Source organism: Mycolicibacterium fluoranthenivorans (assembly GCF_011758805.1).
GTDB classification, from domain to species: Bacteria; Actinomycetota; Actinomycetes; order Mycobacteriales; family Mycobacteriaceae; genus Mycobacterium; species Mycobacterium fluoranthenivorans.
Window position 1 is genome coordinate 1,582,977 of sequence record NZ_JAANOW010000001.1, and the last position, 20,623, is coordinate 1,603,599.

Sequence of the window (20,623 nt, forward strand, 5' to 3'; positions counted from 1 at the left end):
GGGAGAGGCTTTCGGTGTGTCAGCCCTCGGTCGGGGTGGTCCACACCTTGTCGATGCCGATCTTGATGCGGGTGCTGTACCCGGACATCGCCTCGGTCAGCCCGAATTGTGCGGCGGCCGCCTCGTACTTGGCCCAGTACGGCGCGTCCTCGCGACCGTCGACCCCGTCGGCATCGATCCGGGCGGCGCCACCGATCACGACGATTCCGCCGCCGTGGCCGTCGGAGTCGAGGTTCAGGCTTACCTGCGGGTGGTTGCGGATGTGACGCACCTTGGCGGCACTCGGCGTGGTGTAGACGACGATGTCGGTTCCATCGAAGTAGAACCACACCAGTTTGGGCACCGGCTGGCCGGATTTGGCGACGGTGGTGAGCCAGCCGTAGTCGTCGGTTCTCAGCCGGTCTGCGATATCCGATGTCAACTCAATGGTCATGGACGCGAATGTAGTCTCGCGGTATGACACTCAACCTGTCCGCGGAAGAAGTCCTCACCACCACGCGTTCGGTGCGCAAGCGTCTCGATTTCGACAAACCGGTGTCCCGCGAGGTGCTGCTCGAATGTCTGGACGTGGCGTTACAAGCGCCGACAGGTTCCAATGCCCAAGGCTGGCAATGGGTTTTCGTCGAGGACGAGGCCAAGAAGAAGGCCATCGCCGACATCTACCGCACCAACGCCACCCCGTACCTGGCCTCGCCCAAGGATTCCTTCGGTGACGCCCGCGATGAGCAGATCGACGCGGTGCGCTCCTCGGCGAGCTACCTGAACGAGAACATGGAGAAGGCCCCGGTGCTGTTGATCCCGGTCCTGGAGGGCCGGCCCGACGGTGCGCCCGCCGGGCTGAGCGCCTCGTTCTGGGGGTCGCTGCTGCCCGCGGTGTGGAGTTTCATGCTCGCGCTGCGCGCCCGCGGGCTGGGTTCGGCGTGGACGACACTGCACCTGCTCGGCGACGGCGAGAAGCAAGCCGCCGAACTGCTCGGTATCCCGTTCGAGAAGTACTCACAGGCCGGCCTGTTCCCGATCGCCTACACCAAGGGCGCCGATTTCAAGAAGGCCAAGCGGCTGCCGGCGGAACAGTTCGCGCACTGGGACACCTGGTAACGGTCACACCGCGCCGTCGAACCCGTGCTGGCGCCATGCCTCGTACGCCGCCACCGCGGCCGCGTTCGACAGATTCAGTGAGCGCCGGCCGTCCAGCATGGGGATACGCACCCGGGCGGTGATATGCGGATCGGCGAGCGTCTGGGCGTCCAGGCCGGTCGGCTCCGGGCCGAACATCAACACATCGCCGGGCTGGTAGGACACCTCGGCGAAGGATGTGTCGGCGTGCGCGGTGAACGCGTACACCGAGGCCGGCATCAGCAATGCCCACGCCGAGGCCAGGTCGGCATGCACCGTGACCGACGCCAGGTCGTGGTAGTCCAACCCGGCCCGGCGCAGCTTCGGCTCGGACAGATCGAAGCCCAGCGGCTCGACCAGGTGCAGTTCGCACCCCGTCGCCGCCACCATCCGGATCGCGTTTCCGGTGTTCGGCGCGATCCGGGGTGAGTAGAACAGCACGCGGAACATCCGACGATGATGTCATCCGCGCTATCACACAACAGAGCAACATCTCGGTCACGAACTGTGCGCGTTACCTGTGAACTGTAGAAAGCGCTGCATACGGCTGTCATACTCGAAAAATTGCGACAGGCGTGCCACGCCGGCCCCTGTGCGGGCAAACGCAGCAGGAAGCCGATGAGCGACGAATTCACCCACGCCACAGCGCAAGACGCGGCGCCTCCGGTCCGTAGGCCGTCGCGCTGGGCGCTGAGCAACTGGCCCGTCGGCTGGAAAGTGCTTGCCATCGCCCTGGTTCCGCTCGTGCTCGCCGGCGTTCTCGGCGGCTTGCGGATCTACTCCGGATTCAGCACCGCCGCCGAGTTGCGGCGCGCCGCCGACCGCGCCGAACTGGTGCCCGCGATCACCGACTACATGGCTGCGCTGGATTCCGCGCTGCTGGCCAACTCCACGGGAACCGACGCGCAGCAGGCACTGAGTGCGTTCGACTCGCGCCGTAAGGCCCTGGCGGACAAGCTCACCGGCACCGACGCGGTGCCCGACGTCGTCAAAGGCGTCGATGCGATTCTGCAGGGTGGTCGACAACTGCTCGACGGGGTGAGCTCCAACAGCATCGGCCTGCGCGACCGGATCACCACCTACGCGCCCATCCTGTTGACCGCGGAGGACGCGATCAACGGCTCGGTGCGGGTGGAGGACGAGAAGATCCGTGCCGAAACGCTGGGCCTGTCCCGGGCCGTCGGGGCGCGCGGGCAGATGATGATGCAGCAGCTGCTGGTCAATGGCGGTGCTGAGCTGCCCGAGCCGGAACTGCGCACCTCGATGATCACCCTGGCCGGTACCGAACCGTCCACCCTGTTCGGGATGAGCCAGGTGCTCGGTGTCGGGTCAGCGGAAGCGCAGAAGCTGCAGGAACAGATGGTCCGCCGGATGGGCATGATGTCCGACCCGGCGGCGGTACTGGCGAACAATCCTGACCTCGCCCAGTCGATCCAGGTCACCAACGAGATCGCCGGCAAGATCATCGCCGATACCTCGGCGTCGGTGACGGCCGCGGTGGAGAGCCAGGCCGCCAAGCAGCGCACCACCGCCGTCCGGGACGCCATCGTCGTCGTCGGGGCCATCCTGGTTGCCCTGGCGGTGGTGGCCCTGGCCGCGCGTTCGTTGGTCCGGCCCTTGCGCCGACTGCGTGACGGCGCGCTCAAGGTCGCGCACAAGGACCTGGCCCGCGAGTTGGAGCAGGTGCGCTCCGGTGGCGATCCCGGTCCGATCCGCCCGCTGCCCGTGCACACCACCGAGGAGATCGGCCAGGTCGCGCACGCGGTCGACGAGTTGCACGAACAGGCCGTCCTGCTGGCGGGCGAGCAGGCCAGGCTGCAGCTTCAGGTCGGCGACATGTTCGAGACGCTGTCGCGGCGCAGCCGGTCGCTGGTGGATCAGCAGCTCGCCCTGATCGATCAACTCGAACGCGATGAGGCCGACCCGCAACGGTTGCAGAGCCTGTTCCGGCTGGATCATCTCGCCGCGCGGATGCGCCGCAACGGCGCGAACCTGCTGGTGCTGTCGGGCACCAAGGTGTCCCGCGAGCAGTCCGGTCCGGTGCCGCTGGCAGCGGTGGTGCACGCCGCGGCGTCCGAGGTCGAGGACTACACCAGGGTGGTCACCGGATCCGTACCCGACAGCGAGATCAGTGGCGCGGTGGCCGCGGACCTGGTGCACGTCCTGGCCGAGTTGATGGACAACGCGCTGCGGTACTCGCCGCCCAGCACCACGGTGCGGGTGTCGGCCGTCCACACCGGCGACGGTGCGCTCGTCATCGAGGTCGGCGACGAGGGGCTGGGGATGACCGAGGCCGATCTCCGTGTCGCCAACATCCGGCTGCAGTCCGGGGGTGAGATCAACCCGTACACCGCGCGGCATATGGGGCACTTCGTCATCGGGCGCCTTGCGGTGACCCACGGGCTGGTGGTGCGGTTGCGCAGCACCGAGGCCGGGAATCCGGCATCGGGTACCACCGCCGGTGTGTACGTTCCGCAGGCCCTGCTTGTCGGCGGTTTCGCCACCGCCCCGTTCGCCGATTTCGTGCCTGCGCCGGTGACCTCGGTGGCGCCGCCGGTGTTCGACCCGCCCATCGCGGCACCCGAACCTGAACCCACCGTCGAAGAGCAGAGTCTCCTTCTCCCGCAACGTCATCCAGGGGCCAGTGGGATCGCCGGCGGCCCCCCGGACGTCGAGCCGGAGGTCCGGCCGGTCGACCAGCCCGCCGACACCTCGGCGTTCTTCGCCGCCCGGGCACAGGTGCGCGACGACCAGCCCGCGCCAGCGGCGCACGGTGAATCCGGCAGCGGCTCCGAGGACGCCATCTACCAGAAGATGTTGTCGGAATGGCTGGTCGATCCGACCGATCTGGGGCCGAGCGCCGACCTGGACTGGAAGTCGGTGTGGGACAACGGCTGGTCCGCCGCCGCGGCCGCCGAGGACGCGCCGGTCACCGAGCACACCTCCGACGGTCTCCCGGTGCGCCGGCCCGGTGCCCGGTTGGTACCCGGGGCGGGTCAGGCGGGCGACACCGGGACCCCGGTAGCATCTGACTCCGCCGACCACGAGTTCGACACCGGACCGCTGCCGGACCCGGCCGCCGTACGGGCCAGTCTGAGCAGCCACTTCGGCGGTGTGCACGCGGGCCGCACCCATGCCCGCGACGGCGAACATCCCGTCGCGCTCGCCCCTGGCGAATATCCCGTCGCTTCGCTCGCCCCCGTGGAGGAACCCGAATGACGACGACCCGTGAGTCTCTCGACTGGCTGGTCTCCAAGTTCGCCCACGAGGTGTCCGGGGTGACGCACGCCGTGCTGGTATCCGCCGACGGCCTGCTGATGGCGGCCAGCGAGCACATGCCGATCGAGCGCGCCGACCAGTTGGCCGCGGTGGCCTCCGGGCTGGCCAGCCTGTCGACCGGGGCCGCGCAGCTGTTCGAGGGTGGCCACGTCATGCAGTCGATCGTGGAGATGGAGAACGGTTACCTGCTGCTGATGCGGGTCGGCGACGGGTCCAACCTCGCGACGCTGGCCGCCCGGTCCTGCGATATCGGGCAGATCGGCTACGAGATGGCCATCCTCGTCGAACGCGTCGGCACCGTCATCCAATCGGCCCGGCGAGCCGGCCGGCCTTCGTAAGCCACGCTCGTGGACGAGTGGGAATCGGACGTCGGCGAACCCAACCTGGTGCGGCCGTACACGCTGACCGCCGGGCGCACCGAGTCCGCCGTCCACCTGCCCTGGGAGGCGCCGATCCGTACCCTGGATTTCGGCCCGGCGCCGCACTGGCCCGGCAATGACGTCCGCGCGCGGATACTGGAACTCGGCAGGGATGGTCCGTCCGTCGCGGAGATCGCCGCTCGTCTATCGTTGCCGCTCGGTGTGGCGCGTGTCCTGATCGGGGATCTCGTCACGCAGGGGTATCTGAGAGTGCACGCGACTCTCGGTGACTCGGCATCGGCCGATGAACGACGCGAACTGATCGGAAGGACTCTGCGTGGCCTACGGGCTCTTTGAAGGAGGCACCGCACATCCTCCACTGTCGTCGCGCAAGCGCTCCTCCTCCACCAAGATCGTCATCTCCGGCGGTTTCGGCGCGGGCAAGACGACGTTCGTCGGCGCGGTCTCAGAGATCATGCCGCTGCGCACCGAGGCGCTGGTGACCAACGCGTCGGCCGGTGTCGACGGGCTGGAGGCCACCCCGAACAAGAGCACCACCACGGTGGCCATGGACTTCGGCCGCATCACCCTGGCCGAGGATCTGGTGCTGTACCTGTTCGGCACACCGGGCCAGCGGCGATTCTGGTTCATGTGGGACGACCTGGTGCGCGGGGCCATCGGTGCGGTGATCCTGGTCGACGTGCGCCGGCTGCAGGACAGTTTCGCGGCGGTCGATTTCTTCGAGGCGCGCAAGCTCCCGTTCATCATCGCGGTGAACGAGTTCGACGGGGGAGCGCGGCATCCCGCGGCGGCGATCCGTCAGGCCCTGGCGCTGTCGGACACCATCCCGATCGTCACGGTCGATGCCCGCGACCGGAACTCGGCGCGGGACGCCCTGATCGCCGTCACCGAGTACGCCCTGGCTGCGCTGCCATCATGACCGAACCCGAACAGGTCTGGGTGGACCGCGAGTTCACCGGACACGACTTTCGCGATGACGATCTGAGCCGGATCCGCACCGAGCGCACCGTGTTCGACGAATGCGATTTCAGCGGCGTGGACCTCACCGAGTCGGTGCACGTCGGGTCGGCGTTCCGCAACTGCAACTTCCGCCGGGCCACGCTGTGGCACAGCACGTTCACCAACTGCAGCCTGCTGGGGTCGGTGTTCACCGAGGCCCGGCTGCGGCCGGTGGTCATGACCGAGGTCGACCTGACCCTGGCCGTCCTCGGTGGCTGCGATCTGCGCGGGATCGACCTGTCCGGGTCACGGCTGCGGGAGGCCAGCCTGGTGGGTGCGGACCTGCGCAAGGCGGTGCTGCGGCAGGCCGATCTGTCCGGCGTGCGGGTCCAGGACGCCAAGTTCGAGCAGGCGGATCTGCGGGGCGCCCGGCTGGATCCGACCTTCTGGACCACCGCGAAGGTGCGGGGCGCCCGGATCGACATTCCGCAGGGGCTGGCCTACGCCGCGGCGCACGGCCTCGACATCCACGGCGAGTAAACCGGGCGATTTGTGCACGTTCAGCGGCGCTGCCCGCCGGTAAACGTGCACAAATCGCAGGGAATCAGCCCGCTTTGAGGCGGATCTTCCACCGCACGAAGCTGACGTAGAACAGCGACAGGCCCGCCAGCATCCCCATGTTGAACAGCCAGGTCCCGGTGGTGTGCTTCCAGTGCGAATCGTCGGGCGACAGCGGGGCGGGCACGAGTTGGGTCAGGTCGATCGTCGATGCCGTTGCCGCAAAACCCCAGCGGGCCGGGGTGATCCAGGACATCTGGTCCAGCACGATGCGGCCCGTCACCGGGATCATGCCGCCGGAGAACACCAACTGGGACATGATCGCGATCACCAGCAGCGGCATGATCTGTTCGTTGGACTTGGCCAGCGCCGACAACGCCAGACCGACCATCGCCGCGCACACGGTGGTGGCGGCGACGTCGACGTAGAGCTCGAGACTGCGCGGCAGCAGCAGACCGGTCGCGACGGCACCCTCGCCCCAGCCCTTGCCGAGGATGGCGATGGTGACCGCGATGGCGGACTGCACCAGCGCGAAGACGGTGAAGATGGCCACCTTGGCCAACAGGTAGGCGGTCGTCGACAACCCGACGGCCTGCTCGCGCAGGAAGATCGCGCGCTCGCCGATCAGGGCGCGGATGGTCAGCGCGGTACCCATGAAGATGGCGCCCACGTTCAACAGCACCAGGATCTGCCCCGGCTCGTTGGGTGCCTCACCACCCTTGATCGCGGGCACCGGAAGGCCGAACCCGACGTCGCCGGGCACCGTCAGCGCCAGTGTGCCCATGATGAACGGCAGGAGCGCCAGGAAGATGAAGTAGCCGCGGTCTGAGATGGTCAACCGGAACTGGCGGCGCGCGATCGTCGAGAACTGGCGCACCAGACTGGTCTTCGCGGGCTTGCCCAGATCGCCGGGTTGCTCGGACGGCGGCGCCGGGGGTGTCGGTGCGCTGCGCTCCAGATAACGGCGATACGCCTCGGCCGGGTCACCGGCCACACTGCTGAAGATGTCGGCCCAGTTCGTGGTGCCCAGCTGCGGGCCGATCTGGTTCGGCGGGCCGGCGAACGCCGTCTTGCCGCCGGGAGCCAGCAGCAGCACCTGGTCGCACACATCCAGATAGGTCAGCGAGTGGGTCACCACCAGCACCACACGGCCGGCATCGGCCAGCTGGCGCAGCATCGACATCACCTGGCGGTCCAGCGCCGGGTCCAGACCGGACGTCGGCTCGTCGAGGATGAGCAGCGACGGACCGGTCAGCAGTTCCAGCGCCACCGAGGCGCGCTTGCGCTGACCGCCGGACAGCTTGTCGACGCGGGTCTCCAGATGTTTGGTCATCTCGAGTTCTTCGAGGACCTGCATGACGACCTGCTCGCGGTCTTCTCTGGTGGTGTCCGGCGGCAGCCGCAGTTCCGCGGCGTACATCAGGGCCTGCTTGACGGTCAGCTGACCGTGCACCACGTCGTCCTGGGGGACCATCCCGATCCGGGAACGCAGCGAGGCGTACTCGGCGTGGATGTCGTGGCCCTCGAAGGTGACGGTGCCGCTGGTCGGGTGGGTGTACCCGGCGACCTGCTTGGCGAACGTCGACTTACCGGCGCCGGACGGCCCGATCACGGCGGTCAGGGTGCCGGGTCGGGCGTCCAGGGAGATGTTGTCCAGCAGGGTCTTGTTGCCCTCGATGGTCCAGGTGAGGCCACGGACCTCCAGGCCGCCGGTCCGGGTGTCGGCCTCGGTCTCGGTGCGCCGGGCCAGGGTGCCGCCGGCGAAGACCAGGTCGACGTTACCGATGGTGACGACGTCGCCGTCGCGCAGCGTCGCCTCGTCGACCCGCTGGCCGTTGACGAAGGTGCCGTTGATGCTGCGGTTGTCGCGGATCTCGGTGCCGCCCGGCACGGGCACCAAGGTGGCGTGATGCCGCGAGGCGAGCACGTCGGGGATGACGATGTCGTTGTCGGTCGCCCGACCGATCTTGATCCCGCCCGGCGGCACCTCGGGGGAGCGGCCCGGGCGCAGGATCTTGAGCATCGTCGTGCCGATGTTGTCGCCGCCGCCACTGCGCGGCACCGCGGTCGGCCCGATGGTGGTCGGCGGCGGGTAGTCGTCGGCGGCGGGCGCAGGCGGCGGGTAGGTCGGGTGCGCCGCGCTCTGCTGGGCGGGGTACGGCGCGCTCGGCTGCGGGCCGGACGGGTAGTGCGGGCCGGTCGGGTAGTGCGGCTGGGCCGGCACCCCGGGAGCCGACGGGTACTGCGGCTGCGGCCGTGACACCGGCGGTCCCGCTGTGGGCCAGGGGCTGGACGACGGCGGCTGTGTCGGCCACGCCGTGCTCTGCCGCGCGGTGACGGGTATGGAGGCGGTCTGCGGCGGCGTACCGGCCGATCCCTGGTGGCGCCCCACCTCGAAGGTCAGCAGCGGACCATCGGGGTTACCGATGTTGAGGCGCTGGCCGTCGGTGATGTCGATGGTGGGTACCCGCTGGCCGTTGACGTACATCCCGTTGAGGGAGCCGTTGTCGATGGCGATCCAGCGGCCCTGGTCGAAGCGCAGCACCAGGTGCGCACGGGAGATCAGCGGGTGGGCGATCCGGACGTCTGCGCGCAGGTCACGACCGACGACGACATCGTTGCCGGCGGAGAAGGTCCGTGCGGACCCGTCGTAGCGAACGGACAGGGCGGGCGCGGCGGGTCGGCTCATCGTCTGCAACTCTATCGGTAGCGGCGCCGTCGTATGGGGCGGCGTACATGCCGATTCGGTATCGGCGGGGCCGAGGTCAGTGCACCAGGGCGTCGGGGGCGCCGGTCACCACGCAGTGGGTGTGGCTGTAGATGGTCGGCATGCACAGGTTGCAGTGCGTGCACGTCGAACGGACCGAGCTTGGGTCTTCGGCGTCTTTGATCCGGTTGATCAGGTCGGGCTCGGCGAGCAGCGCGCGTCCCATCGCGACGAAGTCGAATCCCTCGGCCATCGCCATGTCCATGGTGTCGCGGTTGGTGATACCGCCGAGCAGGATCAGCGGCAGCTTCAACTCGGCGCGGAACAGCTTGGCCTCGCGCAGCAGGTAGGCCTCGCGGTACGGGTACTGGCGGAGGAACTTGTTACCGGTCATCCGCATGCCCCAACTGATGGGTGGCTTGAACGCGGCGGCGAACTCTTTGATCGGGGCATCGCCCCGGAACAGGTACATCGGGTTGACCAGGGAACTGCCCGCGGTCAGCTCGATCGCGTCCAGGCCACCGTCTTCTTCGAGCCACTTCGCCGTCTGCAGGGATTCCTCGGTGTTGATGCCGCCGCGCACGCCGTCGCTCATGTTCAGCTTCGCGGTCACCGCGATCCGGTCCCCGACGGCTTCGCGTACTGCGCGCACCAGTCCGCGCGCCACCTTGGCGCGGTTCTCCAGGGAGCCGCCGAACTCGTCGCTGCGGCGGTTGAGCAGCGGGCTCAGGAACGAACTGGCCAGGTAGTTGTGCCCGAGGTGGACTTCGACGGCGTCGAAGCCGGATTCGATGGCCAGCCGCGCGGCGTTGGCGTGCGCGGCCATCACCTCGCGGATGTCGTCCTTGGTGGCCTTCTTGGCGAAGCGCATGGACAGCGGGTTGAAGAATCGCATGGGCGCCAGGGCCTGCGCCTTGTTGGTGCGGGAGTTGGCCACCGGGCCGGCGTGGCCGATCTGTGCGCTGATCGCCGCGCCCTCGGCGTGGATGGCGTCGGTGAGGCGGCGCAGTCCCGGCACCGCCTCGGGGCGCATCCACAGCTGCCAGCCGTCGGTGCGGCCGCCCGGGGAGACTGCGCAATACGCCACCGTCGTCATCCCCACACCACCGGCGGCGGGCAGCCGGTGGTAGTTGATCAAATCGTCGGTGACCAGGGCATCTGGCGTGGCGGCTTCGAAGGTGGCGGCCTTGATGATGCGGTTACGCAGGGTCACCGGACCGAGCCGGGCTGCGCCGAACACATCGGTGGACACATTCTGCGGACTGTTCATAGACGGAGCCTGCCACGGCGCCTGACAGAATGGCACCCGTGGGTGCGATTACGTTGGACGGCAAGGCCACGCGCGACGAGATTTTCGTCGATCTCAAAGAGCGCGTCGCGAAGTTGACTGCTTCGGGGCGGACGCCCGGGCTGGGCACGATCCTGGTCGGCGACGACCCGGGCTCGCAGGCCTATGTGCGCGGCAAGCATGCCGACTGCGCCAAGGTCGGCATCAATTCGATCCGCCGGGACCTGCCGGCCGATATCAGTCAGGCCGAACTCGACGCCACCATCGACGAGCTCAACGCCAACCCGGAGTGCACCGGCTACATCGTGCAGTTGCCGTTGCCCAAGCATCTCGACGAGAACGCGGCACTGGAACGGGTGGACCCGGACAAGGACGCCGACGGGCTGCATCCGACCAACCTGGGCCGGCTGGTGCTGGGCAAAGAAGCGCCACTGCCCTGCACCCCGCGCGGCATCGTGCATCTGCTGCGGCGGTTCGACGTCCCGATCGCCGGTGCGCATGTCGTGGTGATCGGGCGTGGCGTGACGGTGGGCCGTCCGCTGGGCCTGCTGCTGACCCGCCGGTCCGAGAACGCCACGGTGACGTTGTGCCACACCGGAACTCGTGACCTGGCCGCGCTGACCCGCCAGGCCGACATCATCGTGGCCGCGGTCGGCGTGCCGTACATGGTGACCGCCGACATGGTGAAACCCGGTGCGGCGGTGGTCGATGTCGGGGTGAGCCGGGTGGAGGGCAAACTGACCGGCGACGTCGCTCCGGACGTGTGGGATGTGGCGGGCCACGTGTCGCCCAACCCCGGTGGGGTGGGTCCGCTGACGCGGGCGTTCCTGCTGACCAACGTGGTCGAGCGCGCGGAGATGGGCCGATGAGCGCTTGCGCGAAGAGCAGAGCGCACCGATGAGCGCTTGCGCGAAGAGCAGAGCGCACCGATGAGCGCTGGCGCGAAGAGCCGAGCGCACCGATGAGCGCTGGCGCGAAGAGCCAGAAAGCCGTGACGCTCAAGGACTTCGCCCGCAAGGTTTTCGGCGGGCAGTGGCCCATCCTGGCGGTCGGGCTGATTTTCGTGCTGGCCTTCGTGCTGGTGGTCGCCGGCTACTGGCGCCGGGGCGCGCTGGTGATCGCGATCGGGGTCGGGGTGGCCGCCGCGCTGCGCCTGGCCCTGACCGAGGATCGGGCCGGGCTGCTGGTGGTGCGATCCAGGGTGATCGACGTCGCCACGACGGCCACTGTGAGTGCGGTCATGCTGTACATCGCCTGGACCATCGACCCGCTGGGCACCAGCTAGAAACCTGCCCACCGGGCAATTTTGCACGTTAGGCAAAAATTGCCTAACGTGGTCGTCATGACGGGGCTGCGAGAACGCAAGAAGGCCGATACCCGCCGGGCGCTCAGCGATGCCGCACTCGAACTGACGTTCCGGCACGGCCTGGAGAACGTCACCCGCGAGGACATCGCCCGGGTGGCCGGGGTGTCGCTGCGGACGTTCAACAACTACTTCACCGGCAAGTACGAGGCCCTGGCCTACCGTCAGACCGAACGGGTCCGGCGCAGCATCGCCGAGCTGCAAAAGCGCCCGGCCGGCGAGCCGCTGTGGACGGCGATCACCGAATCGATCCTCATCCCGGTCGACGAGGACTTCGCCACGGCGGGCCCCGAAAACGCCGTGCCCACCCGAGCCGAACTCGTCGAGGTCCGGAAACTGTTGATGAGTCCGGAGATTCGTGGCGTCGTGGGCAGGGCGCTCATCGAGGAGTGGATCACGGTGATCGCCGAGCGCACCGGCACCGATCCGGATCGCGACATGTATCCGCGGCTGGTGGCCGGCGTGGTGCACGCGGTCGGCGACGCCGCCGCCGACGCCTACGCCAAAGCCGATCCGCCGGTGGCCTTCCCCGAGTTGCTCCGACAGGGGTTCGCCGCCGTCGCGGGCGGTCTGACCCAACCGGAAGGAACCCATGACTGAGCAGGTGGTGATCGCCGGTGCCGGCCCGAACGGGCTGATGCTGGCCTGTGAACTCGCGCTGGCCGGCGTCCGGCCGGTGGTGCTGGACAGGCTGCCGGGTCCGAGTGCTGAGCCGAAGGCCAATGGCCTTGTCGGACAAGTGATCCGGCAACTCGATATGCGCGGCCTCTTTCACCTGTTCGGTGGCGACAACGGACCGCCGAAGCCTGCCTACGGCTGGATGTTCGCCGGGATCTCGTTGGGGTTTCTGGGGTTGCCGGACAATCCGATGTACGCGCTGCTGTTGCCGCAGCCCCGATTGGTGCGCCTGCTGGAAACGCGGGCCCGCGATCTCGGGGTGGATATCCGGTGGGGTCATGAGGTGGTGGATTTCCGGACCGACGAGCACGCCGTGCACGTGGCGGTGCGCACGGGCGACCGGACCGACGAACTGGTCGCCGGGTATCTGGTGGGTGCCGACGGTGGCCGCAGCATGGTGCGCAAGAATCTCGGCGTCGGCTTTGTCGGTCACACCTCGGACATCGTCAGCCGGATCGCTCATGTGTATCTTCCCGACGAGCTCCTGGTTCCCGGCCGCGGGTACGAACTGCCCGGTTTCGGTCTGCTGCCCTTCGGTAACAGCAGATTCGAGAACGGCTCGATCGTGGTCTTCCCGCTCGAGCCGGACCGGCCGATGATCGGCACCATCGAGTACGGCTGGACGGTCGGAAGCCAGGAAGGGCCGATCTCGCTGGCCGAGTTGCGGGACAGCCTGCGGCGGATCCTCGGCGTGGACGTCCCGGTCCAGCCCCCGAGAAAGCCGGGCGCACATGCACTTCGGCGACTCGACGGGATCAACTCCCGCCAGGCTGAGCGTTACCGCGTCGGGCGGGTGCTGCTGCTCGGCGATGCCGCGCACGTGCACTCGCCGATGGGTGGCCCCGGCCTGAACCTGGGCCTGCAGGATGCCGTCAACCTCGGGTGGAAGCTGGCCGATGTCATCGCCGGACGGGCCGCTGACGGCCTGCTCGACACCTACCAGAGCGAGCGACACCCGGTGGGGGAGCGGGTGATGATGCACTCGATGGCACAACTGGCGCTCGCGGCCCCCGGACCCGAAGTCGGCGCGCTACGCACGCTTTTCGGTGAACTGGCCGCCAAACCGGAGGTGGCCGGGCACCTCGCCCACCTGCTGGCCGGCTCCGATGTGCGCTATGACGTCGGCGATGACCACCCGTGGGCCGGTCGGCTGGTGCCCGATCTGACCCTCGACGACGGTCGCCGCGTCGCCGATCTGCTGCATGAGGCCCGGCCGGTCGTACTGGACCTCTCCGGTGGGGCGCTCGATGTGGCGGAATTCCCCGAGCGGGTGGATGTGGTGACCGGAGCCTGCCGGCACGCTCCCGCGGCGCTGCTCCTCCGGCCCGACGGTTACGTCGCCTGGGCTGCCGACAGCGTCGACGCGCCGGCCGTCTCGGGTCTGCGCGCCGCGCTCGCCCGCTGGTGCGGTCAGCCCAGCGTCGCCCGGATGCCCACCGTCACGTAGGGCAGCGCCAGACCGGACGTATTGACCAGCGCGGGATGGGTTTTCAGCAGCTCGCGGACCTGGTCCAGGGTCCGGGTACGCACCTCGGCCGGTGAGGTGATGCAGTAACTGCGCGAGGCCACCAGGTCGATCAGGGCCTGCGGGGTCAGGTAGCTCGTCCACTCGAACTGCGTGCGCTCGACCACCGCGAACGGCTCGGGCAGACTCACCTTCTGCTCCAGGGCGTGATCCTCGTGGCCGATGATCCGGCCCAGATCCTTCACCCAGCCCATCCGCTCGTCGCGGGTGTTCCACACCAGGCCCAGCCGCCCGCCGGGACGAAGCACCCGGGCGATCTCACGCACCGCACGATCGGCGTCGAACCAGTGCCAGGCCTGGGCCACCAGCACCGAATCCACACTGTCATCGGGCAGCGGGATGTCCTCGGCCGTACCCAGCAGGGCGGGAGTGTCCGGCAGCGACGCGCTGAGCACCTCCAGCATCTCCTGGATCGGGTCGACGGCGATCACGTCGAGCCCCCGTTCGGCGAGCCGGACGGTCAGCTTGCCGGTACCGGCGCCGAGGTCGAGCACCGTGTGTGCGCCCGGCGGCAGCAACCAGTCGATGGCCTCCGGCGGATACGACGGCCGGCCGCGTTCGTACGCCGCGGCCTCCTCTCCGAACGACAGTGACCGACTGCGCGCGGAATCGGTCATTGCGCCGCGAGCTTCAGCGTCTGCCGGATGAGGGCACCCACCGAGTCCGTCTCGACCAGGAATCCGTCATGGCCGTAGATCGAATCGACGACGTTGAGCCCGGCACAGCCGGGCAGCAGGTCGGCCAGTTCCTGTTGCAGGCGAATGGGATACAGCCGATCGGAGGTGATCCCGCCGACGATCACCGGCACCTGGCAGGACTCCAGCGCTGCGGGCACGCCGCCGCGACCGCGGCCGACGTCGTGGCTGGACAGCGCATCCGACAGCGCCACATAGGTACCCGCATCGAAGCGCGCCACCAGCTTCTCGCCCTGGTATTCCAGATAGCTCTGGATCGCGAAGCGGGCGTCATCGTCACCTTGGAGGTCGCCCTGCGTATCGTTGCGGAATCGCGAATCCAGTTCGGCCTCACCGCGATACGTCAGATGAGCGAACCGCCGCGCGACCTCCAGCCCGGCGGTGGGGGCCCGTCCGGTGCCGTGGTAGTCGCCGCCCTGCCAGTCGGGATCGGCCTTGATGGCCGCGACCTGGCTGCTCTGCGTGCCGATCTGGTCGGCGGTCGCACGCGCCCCGACGGCCAGCACCAGTGCCGTGCGGACCGTGTCGGGGTGACCGATGATCCACTCCAGCGCACGGGCTCCGCCCATCGAGCCGCCGATCACCGCCGCCACCCGGGTGATACCCAGGGCGGCCAGTGCGGCCAGATCGGCGTTCACCTGATCGCGGATCGTGATGGCGGGGAAGCGCGAACCCCACGGCTTACCGTCACGGGCCAGCGAACTCGGGCCGGTGGACCCGCGGCAGCCACCGAGCACGTTGGTCGAGATCGCACACCACCGGTCGGTGTCGATCGGGGCGCCCGAGCCGGCCACCCCGTCCCACCAACCCGGCGTGGGGTGACCCGGGCCCGCCGGACCGGTGACATGCGAGTCGCCGGTCAGCGCATGCAGCACCATCACGACGTTGTCGCGCTCGGGGGACAGCTCGCCCCAGCGTTGCACCGCGATGGTGACGTCATCGAGCACCGCGCCGTTCTCCAGCGTCAGCGCACCGATATCGACGAGACCGGTTTCGCCTTCGGCCGGCAGGGACACGACGGGGCGGGTGTCTGACACGGTCACACTGCCGCCGCCGTCCGCGCGCCGGCCTTCCGGGCCGCGGCGAAACCCCGTTCCAGATCGGCCAGGATGTCGTCGATGCCCTCGATACCGACCGCCAGCCGCACCAGGCCGGGGGTGACCCCGGTGGTCAGCTGCTCCTGCGGGGTCAGCTGCTGGTGCGTGGTCGACGCGGGGTGGATGACCAGTGAACGCACATCACCGATATTGGCGACGTGGCTGTGCAGCGTCAACGCGTCGACGAAGGCCTTACCTGCGGCGATGCCGCCGGCCAGCTCGAACGCCAGCACCGCGCCGGTGCCCTTGGGGGCGATCTTGCGGCCCAGGTCGTACCAGGGTGAGGTGGGCAGCCCCGCATAGTTCACCGACGTGACGTCGGGATGCCCGGCGAGGAACTCGGCCACCTGCAGGGCGTTGGACACATGCCGTTCAACGCGCAGGCTCAGCGTTTCCAATCCCTGGGCGATGAGGAAGGCGTTGAAGGGGGACAGCGCGCTGCCCAGATCGCGCAGCAGCTGTACCCGGGCCTTGAGGGCGTAGGCGGGCGCGCCGAGGTCGGCGAACACGACACCGTGGTAGCTCGGGTCCGGTTCGGTGAAACCGGGATGGCGACCCTGTGTCCAGTCGAACCTGCCCCCGTCGACGATGACGCCGGCGATCGCCGAACCGTGTCCGCCCAGGTACTTGGTGGCCGAGTGCACGACGATGTCGGCGCCGTGCGCGATGGGCTGGATCAGGTAGGGGGTGGCGATGGTGTTGTCGACGATCAGGGGCACGCCGTTGTCATGCGCCACCGCGGAGACGCCGGGAATGTCGAGCACATCGATCTGGGGGTTGGAGATGGTCTCGGCGAAGAAGGCCTTGGTGTTCGGCCGCACGGCCGCCCGCCAGGACTCCAGATCGTCCGGGTCGGCCACGAAGCTGACCTCGATGCCCAGCTTGGGCAGCGTGTAGTGGAACAGGTTGTACGTGCCGCCGTAGAGCCTGGGGGAGGACACAATATGGTCGCCGGCGGCCGCGAGATTGAGGATGGCGAAGGTCTCGGCTGCCTGCCCGGAGGACAGGAACAGCGCCGCGACGCCGCCTTCGAGCGCTGCCACCCGCTGCTCGATGACATCGGTGGTCGGGTTGCCGATCCGGGTGTAGATGTTGCCGGGCTCGGCAAGCCCGAACAGCGCGGCGGCGTGGTCGGTGCTGTCGAAGGTGTAGGACGTGGTCTGGTAGATCGGCAGCGCGCGTGCGTTGGTGGCGGCATCGGGGGACTGGCCGGCGTGTACCTGCTTGGTCTCGAACGACCAGGCGGCGGTGAGGTCGTCGGGGTTGTTCTCGAGTTCGGTCATGAGCGGTTCTCCTGTGCGAAAGAGGGGAAGGGGTGTCCGGTGGGTGACGTCATGGAAGACGGCGGTAACCCGCGAGGGGCTTACCGACTGGATTCACGGACAACAGCACATGGTTTACCTCCATCAGGTCTCCCTACCTCAGGGGCCCGATAGAACGGACCCGCGCTTGCCTTGCGGTCGTTCGGAAACATCCCGACGACTGCTCAACCTGGTCTTCACCCGGAGCACCCCACCGCGGTTGGAGGGTTGCCGGCCAGCAAGCCGGGGCTTGATGCTGGCACTCATGACCGATACAAAGCCTAACTCACCACCTCGGGCGTCGGCCACCGGGTTTGTCGACGGGGTGTGGTAAGCGTGTCGCGGGGGCGGCTCGCGCACACGGGGCAAAGCCCCACCTTCGGGCGGGCCACAAGCTACTGGCCAGTAGCCAAGGTTGGCCCCTCATGGCTGCCTGGGCCCTTGTAGTGTTGCCGTCGAGACCTGCCAGAACCTGGAAGGTCCCAGAAGAACAGTGACACGCCAAAGGAAAAGGCGCCCAACACCAAGGGGCACGTCGCTTTTGGGGTCCGTGTCGCACGCCGTATATCTGATACAGACAGTGAGGCCGGAAGAACAACCATGAGCGCCCAGCAGCCGACAATCATCTACACGCTGACCGACGAAGCGCCGCTTCTTGCCACCTACGGCTTCCTTCCGGTGATCCGCACCTTCGCCGACGCCGCCGGTATCGACGTGGCGACGAGCGACATCTCCGTAGCGGCGCGCATCCTGGCCGAGTTCGGTGACTACCTCACCGACGAACAGAAGGTGCCCGACAACCTGGCCGCCCTCGGCGAGCTGACCCAGGATCCCAACGCCAACATCATCAAGCTGCCGAACATCAGCGCCTCGGTGCCGCAGCTGATGGCCGCGATCAAGGAATTGCAGGGTAAGGGCTACGCCCTGCCGGATTACCCGGGCGACCCGAAGACCGACGAAGAAAAGGTGCTCAAGGACCGCTACTCCAAGATCCTGGGCAGCGCGGTGAACCCGGTGCTGCGCGAGGGAAACTCCGACCGCCGCGCCCCCAAGGCGGTCAAGGAGTACGCCCGCAAGCACCCGCACAGCATGGGCGCGTGGTCGCAGGCCTCCCGGACCCACGTCGCGACCATGAAGCACGGCGACTTCTACCACGGCGAGAAATCGCTGACGCTGGACAAGGCGCGCAACGTCAAGATGGTCCTGACCACCAAGAGCGGTGCCACCGTCGTGCTCAAGCCCGAGGTCAAGCTCGACGCCGGCGACATCATCGACAGCATGTTCATGAGCAAGAAGGCGCTGTGCGACTTCTACGAGGAGCAGATCGAGGACGCCTACAAGACCGGCGTGATGTTCTCGCTGCACGTCAAGGCCACCATGATGAAGGTCAGCCACCCCATCGTCTTCGGGTACGCGGTGAAGATCTTCTACAAGGACGCCTTCGCCAAGCATCAGGCGCTGTTCGACGAGCTGGGCGTCAACGTCAACAACGGTCTTTCCGACCTCTACAGCAAGATCGAGTCACTGCCGGCGTCGCAGCGTGAGGAGATCATCGAGGATCTGCATCGCTGCCACGAGCACCGGCCGGAGCTCGCGATGGTCGACTCGGCCAAGGGCATCTCGAACTTCCACTCGCCGTCCGACGTGATCGTGGACGCCTCGATGCCCGCGATGATCCGCCTCGGCGGCAAGATGTACGGCGCCGACGGCCGCACCAAGGACACCAAGGCCGTCAACCCGGAGTCGACCTTCTCCCGGATGTACCAGGAGATGATCAACTTCTGTAAGACCAACGGCCAGTTCGATCCGACCACCATGGGCACGGTCCCCAACGTGGGCCTGATGGCACAGCAGGCCGAGGAGTACGGCAGCCACGACAAGACCTTCGAGATCTCCGAGGACGGCGTCGCCGACATCGTCGATATCGCGACCGGCGAGGTGCTGGTCTCGCAGAACGTCGAAGCGGGTGACATCTGGCGGATGCCGGTCGTCAAGGACGCCGCCATCCGGGACTGGGTCAAGCTGGCCGTCAACCGGGCCCGGCTGTCCGGTATGACCACGGTGTTCTGGCTGGACGACGAACGTCCGCACGAGAACGAACTGCGTAAGAAGGTCAAGGCCTATCTCAAGGACGAGGACACCGAGGGCCTCGACATCACGATCCTGCCGCAGGTCTGGGCCATGCGGTACACCCTGGAGCGAGTCATCCGCGGGCTCGACACCATCGCCGCGACGGGCAACATCCTGCGCGACTACCTGACCGACCTGTTCCCGATCCTGGAGCTGGGCACCAGCGCCAAGATGCTGTCGGTGGTGCCGCTGATGGCCGGCGGCGGACTGTATGAGACCGGTGCCGGTGGTTCGGCGCCCAAGCACGTCAGCCAGCTGCTCGAAGAGAATCACCTGCGCTGGGATTCGCTCGGCGAGTTCCTCGCGATCGGTGCCAGCCTGGAGGATCTGGGCAACAAGACCGGCAACGCCAAGGCCAAGGTGCTGGCCGACACGCTGGACAGCGCCGTCGGCAAGCTGTTGGACGAGAACAAGAATCCGTCCCGCAAGGCCGGTGAGTTGGACAACCGGGGCAGCCAGTTCTACCTTGCGCTGTTCTGGGCGCAGGCGCTGGCCGAACAGACCGAGGACGCCGAACTGGCCGCGCACTTCGCTCCGCTGGCCAAGTCCCTGGCCGACAGCGAGGACGCCATCGTGACCGAGCTCAACGAGGTCCAGGGCGGGCACGCCGACATCGGCGGGTACTACTTCCCGGATCCGGAGAAGACGGCGGCCGTGATGCGTCCGAGCAAGACGTTCAACGCCGCCTTGGAGGCCGTCAAGAGCTGAGGCTGCCGGTCAGCCCGCCGGCGACGCCGCGCGCTCGGGTTCGGTGTGCGCGTCGACGAAGTCGGCGATCAGCTCGGTGACGTGGCCGGGCGCTTCGAGCATCGGGATGTGGCCGTAGCCCGGCAGTCTGGTCACGCGGGTATCGCGGGGCAGATTGTCGAGGAAGTAGCGGTGCCCACGCGGTGTCGGGAAGACCCGGTCCTTCTCGCACAGCACCAGGTGCGTCGGCACGCCGACATCGGCCAACTCCAGCAGGCCGGGGAGTCGCAGCGTCTTGAGTAGCAGCTGAAAGTACGCCGTGCAGTGCGTGGCGTCCTCGAGGAGCGCGACCATATCGGGACGGCTGGGCCCGTCGGCGGGCCCGCTGACGGGCAGGGTGGCGATCCGCTGGACGAACGGCAACTCCAGGATGCGAGGGCCGAGTAGGCGCGCGGCGAGCAGGGCCGGCCCGCCGAGGATGAATTTCAGCACCGTCTCGTACTTGCCGGGCGAATGCTGACTCCACCCGCCGGCCGGGGCGATCGCGGTCAGGGTGCGTGACCGGCCCCGGCGCTCCAGTTCGAAGGCCACCCAGCCGCCCAGTGAGTTGCCGACGATATGCGCGGTGCGCCAGCCGATTTCGTCCATACGTCGCTCGATGTCGTCGACCAGGGCGACGGTGTCGAGCAGCCAGCTCGGTGCGCGGCGACCGCCACGGTGGCCGACCATGGTGGGCGCCAGCACCTCGAAACGGCCGGTGCCGGCGAGTCGGGTGGCCACCGTCCGCCAGACGTTCTGGGAGCACAGGAACGGGTGCAGCATCAGAATGGGCTCACCCGATCCGAGGTGGATCGGTGTGCGTTCGGTCATAGCGCCCGAC

At 68.1% G+C, this 20,623-nt stretch carries 19 protein-coding genes and 1 riboswitch; of the genes, 11 read left to right on the top strand and 8 right to left on the bottom strand.

What is annotated here, in order from left to right:
* Positions 1-19: 19 nt before the first annotated feature.
* Positions 20-433, bottom strand: coding sequence for a TIGR03667 family PPOX class F420-dependent oxidoreductase (locus tag FHU31_RS07810; RefSeq protein ID WP_167157204.1), 414 nt, complete (start codon positions 431-433; stop codon positions 20-22).
* 23 nt (positions 434-456) lie between these two features.
* Here FHU31_RS07810 and FHU31_RS07815 point away from each other — a divergent pair, with 23 nt between their 5' ends.
* Entirely contained in the window at positions 457-1,098 is a 642-nt protein-coding gene (locus FHU31_RS07815; protein ID WP_167157206.1) for a nitroreductase family protein, read from the top strand.
* A gap of 3 nt (positions 1,099-1,101) precedes the next feature.
* On the opposite strand, the gene FHU31_RS07820 is transcribed toward FHU31_RS07815, so the two are convergent.
* Positions 1,102-1,566 (bottom strand): tRNA (cytidine(34)-2'-O)-methyltransferase, encoded by a 465-nt coding sequence (locus FHU31_RS07820; RefSeq protein ID WP_167157208.1) that lies wholly within the window; start codon positions 1,564-1,566, stop codon positions 1,102-1,104.
* Between the two features lie 168 nt (positions 1,567-1,734).
* Between FHU31_RS07820 and FHU31_RS07825 the strand changes: the two genes are divergently transcribed.
* Genes FHU31_RS07825 through FHU31_RS07845 form a run of 5 tightly spaced genes read left to right on the top strand, consistent with a single transcriptional unit; the run spans position 1,735 to position 6,254 of the window.
* Entirely contained in the window at positions 1,735-4,335 is a 2,601-nt protein-coding gene (locus tag FHU31_RS07825; RefSeq protein ID WP_167157210.1) for a HAMP domain-containing sensor histidine kinase, read from the top strand.
* On the top strand, positions 4,332-4,733 hold the full coding sequence (locus FHU31_RS07830) for a roadblock/LC7 domain-containing protein (RefSeq protein ID WP_167157212.1): 402 nt from the start codon (positions 4,332-4,334) through the stop codon (positions 4,731-4,733). Before FHU31_RS07825 ends, FHU31_RS07830 begins: the two co-directional genes overlap by 4 nt.
* A gap of 9 nt (positions 4,734-4,742) precedes the next feature.
* Positions 4,743-5,111, top strand: coding sequence for a DUF742 domain-containing protein (locus FHU31_RS07835; protein WP_167157214.1), 369 nt, complete (start codon positions 4,743-4,745; stop codon positions 5,109-5,111).
* 22 nt (positions 5,112-5,133) lie between these two features.
* Complete coding sequence (locus FHU31_RS07840) at positions 5,134-5,694, top strand: GTP-binding protein (RefSeq protein WP_167160764.1); 561 nt, start codon at positions 5,134-5,136, stop codon at positions 5,692-5,694.
* A complete protein-coding gene (locus tag FHU31_RS07845; RefSeq protein ID WP_167157215.1) occupies positions 5,691-6,254 on the top strand; it encodes a pentapeptide repeat-containing protein in 564 nt (187 codons plus the stop codon). The genes FHU31_RS07840 and FHU31_RS07845 overlap by 4 nt, the downstream gene beginning before the upstream one ends.
* Before the next feature lie 64 nt (positions 6,255-6,318).
* On the opposite strand, the gene FHU31_RS07850 is transcribed toward FHU31_RS07845, so the two are convergent.
* Together FHU31_RS07850 and FHU31_RS07855 are read right to left on the bottom strand one after the other, a co-directional pair.
* Positions 6,319-8,961, bottom strand: coding sequence for an FHA domain-containing protein (locus FHU31_RS07850; RefSeq protein ID WP_167157217.1), 2,643 nt, complete (start codon positions 8,959-8,961; stop codon positions 6,319-6,321).
* A gap of 76 nt (positions 8,962-9,037) precedes the next feature.
* Entirely contained in the window at positions 9,038-10,249 is a 1,212-nt protein-coding gene (locus tag FHU31_RS07855; protein ID WP_090356144.1) for an NADH:flavin oxidoreductase, read from the bottom strand.
* Positions 10,250-10,287: 38 nt separating this feature from the next.
* Here FHU31_RS07855 and FHU31_RS07860 point away from each other — a divergent pair, with 38 nt between their 5' ends.
* The 4 genes from FHU31_RS07860 to FHU31_RS07875 all read left to right on the top strand — a co-directional run bounded on the left by FHU31_RS07860 (position 10,288) and on the right by FHU31_RS07875 (position 13,755).
* Positions 10,288-11,136 (top strand): bifunctional methylenetetrahydrofolate dehydrogenase/methenyltetrahydrofolate cyclohydrolase, encoded by an 849-nt coding sequence (locus FHU31_RS07860; protein ID WP_167157218.1) that lies wholly within the window; start codon positions 10,288-10,290, stop codon positions 11,134-11,136.
* Between the two features lie 122 nt (positions 11,137-11,258).
* Positions 11,259-11,552, top strand: a complete 294-nt coding sequence (locus tag FHU31_RS07865) for a DUF3017 domain-containing protein (protein WP_167160766.1) — start codon at positions 11,259-11,261, stop codon at positions 11,550-11,552.
* A 57-nt stretch (positions 11,553-11,609) separates the two neighbouring features.
* Positions 11,610-12,230, top strand: a complete 621-nt coding sequence (locus tag FHU31_RS07870) for a TetR/AcrR family transcriptional regulator (protein ID WP_167157220.1) — start codon at positions 11,610-11,612, stop codon at positions 12,228-12,230.
* Positions 12,223-13,755, top strand: a complete 1,533-nt coding sequence (locus FHU31_RS07875; protein ID WP_167157222.1) for an FAD-dependent monooxygenase — start codon at positions 12,223-12,225, stop codon at positions 13,753-13,755. Before FHU31_RS07870 ends, FHU31_RS07875 begins: the two co-directional genes overlap by 8 nt.
* On the opposite strand, the gene FHU31_RS07880 is transcribed toward FHU31_RS07875, so the two are convergent.
* Genes FHU31_RS07880 through FHU31_RS07890 form a run of 3 tightly spaced genes read right to left on the bottom strand, consistent with a single transcriptional unit; the run spans position 13,719 to position 16,908 of the window.
* Positions 13,719-14,450, bottom strand: coding sequence for a class I SAM-dependent methyltransferase (locus FHU31_RS07880; protein WP_167157224.1), 732 nt, complete (start codon positions 14,448-14,450; stop codon positions 13,719-13,721). The two genes, FHU31_RS07875 and FHU31_RS07880, sit on opposite strands and share 37 nt — an antisense overlap.
* Entirely contained in the window at positions 14,447-15,571 is a 1,125-nt protein-coding gene (gene metX / locus FHU31_RS07885) for a homoserine O-acetyltransferase MetX (RefSeq protein WP_167157226.1), read from the bottom strand. Before metX ends, FHU31_RS07880 begins: the two co-directional genes overlap by 4 nt.
* Positions 15,568-16,908 (bottom strand): bifunctional o-acetylhomoserine/o-acetylserine sulfhydrylase, encoded by a 1,341-nt coding sequence (locus FHU31_RS07890; RefSeq protein WP_167157228.1) that lies wholly within the window; start codon positions 16,906-16,908, stop codon positions 15,568-15,570. Before FHU31_RS07890 ends, metX begins: the two co-directional genes overlap by 4 nt.
* Positions 16,909-17,065: 157 nt before the next feature.
* Positions 17,066-17,197: riboswitch (SAM riboswitch) on the bottom strand.
* Positions 17,198-17,526: 329 nt separating this feature from the next.
* Between FHU31_RS07890 and FHU31_RS07895 the strand changes: the two genes are divergently transcribed.
* Positions 17,527-19,764 carry an NADP-dependent isocitrate dehydrogenase gene (locus FHU31_RS07895; RefSeq protein ID WP_167157230.1) on the top strand — a complete coding sequence of 746 codons (2,238 nt, stop codon included), beginning with the start codon at positions 17,527-17,529 and terminating at the stop codon, positions 19,762-19,764.
* A gap of 9 nt (positions 19,765-19,773) precedes the next feature.
* Here FHU31_RS07895 and FHU31_RS07900 read toward each other — a convergent pair whose 3' ends face one another.
* A complete protein-coding gene (locus FHU31_RS07900; RefSeq protein WP_167157232.1) occupies positions 19,774-20,613 on the bottom strand; it encodes an epoxide hydrolase EphH in 840 nt (279 codons plus the stop codon).
* Positions 20,614-20,623 lie beyond the last annotated feature (10 nt).

Excerpts from the sequence above, each read along its gene's own strand:
- FHU31_RS07900 (WP_167157232.1), bottom strand. The coding sequence starts at position 20,613 with ATGACCGAACGCACACCGATCCACCTCGGATCGGGTGAGCCCATTCTG.
- FHU31_RS07855 (WP_090356144.1), bottom strand. The coding sequence starts at position 10,249 with ATGAACAGTCCGCAGAATGTGTCCACCGATGTGTTCGGCGCAGCCCGG.
- FHU31_RS07825 (WP_167157210.1), top strand. The coding sequence starts at position 1,735 with ATGAGCGACGAATTCACCCACGCCACAGCGCAAGACGCGGCGCCTCCG.
- FHU31_RS07850 (WP_167157217.1), bottom strand. The coding sequence starts at position 8,961 with ATGAGCCGACCCGCCGCGCCCGCCCTGTCCGTTCGCTACGACGGGTCC.
- FHU31_RS07810 (WP_167157204.1), bottom strand. The coding sequence starts at position 433 with ATGACCATTGAGTTGACATCGGATATCGCAGACCGGCTGAGAACCGAC.
- FHU31_RS07815 (WP_167157206.1), top strand. The coding sequence starts at position 457 with ATGACACTCAACCTGTCCGCGGAAGAAGTCCTCACCACCACGCGTTCG.
- FHU31_RS07875 (WP_167157222.1), top strand. The coding sequence starts at position 12,223 with ATGACTGAGCAGGTGGTGATCGCCGGTGCCGGCCCGAACGGGCTGATG.
- FHU31_RS07895 (WP_167157230.1), top strand. The coding sequence starts at position 17,527 with ATGAGCGCCCAGCAGCCGACAATCATCTACACGCTGACCGACGAAGCG.
- FHU31_RS07890 (WP_167157228.1), bottom strand. The coding sequence starts at position 16,908 with ATGACCGAACTCGAGAACAACCCCGACGACCTCACCGCCGCCTGGTCG.
- FHU31_RS07830 (WP_167157212.1), top strand. The coding sequence starts at position 4,332 with ATGACGACGACCCGTGAGTCTCTCGACTGGCTGGTCTCCAAGTTCGCC.
- FHU31_RS07820 (WP_167157208.1), bottom strand. The coding sequence starts at position 1,566 with ATGTTCCGCGTGCTGTTCTACTCACCCCGGATCGCGCCGAACACCGGA.
- FHU31_RS07880 (WP_167157224.1), bottom strand. The coding sequence starts at position 14,450 with ATGACCGATTCCGCGCGCAGTCGGTCACTGTCGTTCGGAGAGGAGGCC.
- FHU31_RS07870 (WP_167157220.1), top strand. The coding sequence starts at position 11,610 with ATGACGGGGCTGCGAGAACGCAAGAAGGCCGATACCCGCCGGGCGCTC.
- FHU31_RS07845 (WP_167157215.1), top strand. The coding sequence starts at position 5,691 with ATGACCGAACCCGAACAGGTCTGGGTGGACCGCGAGTTCACCGGACAC.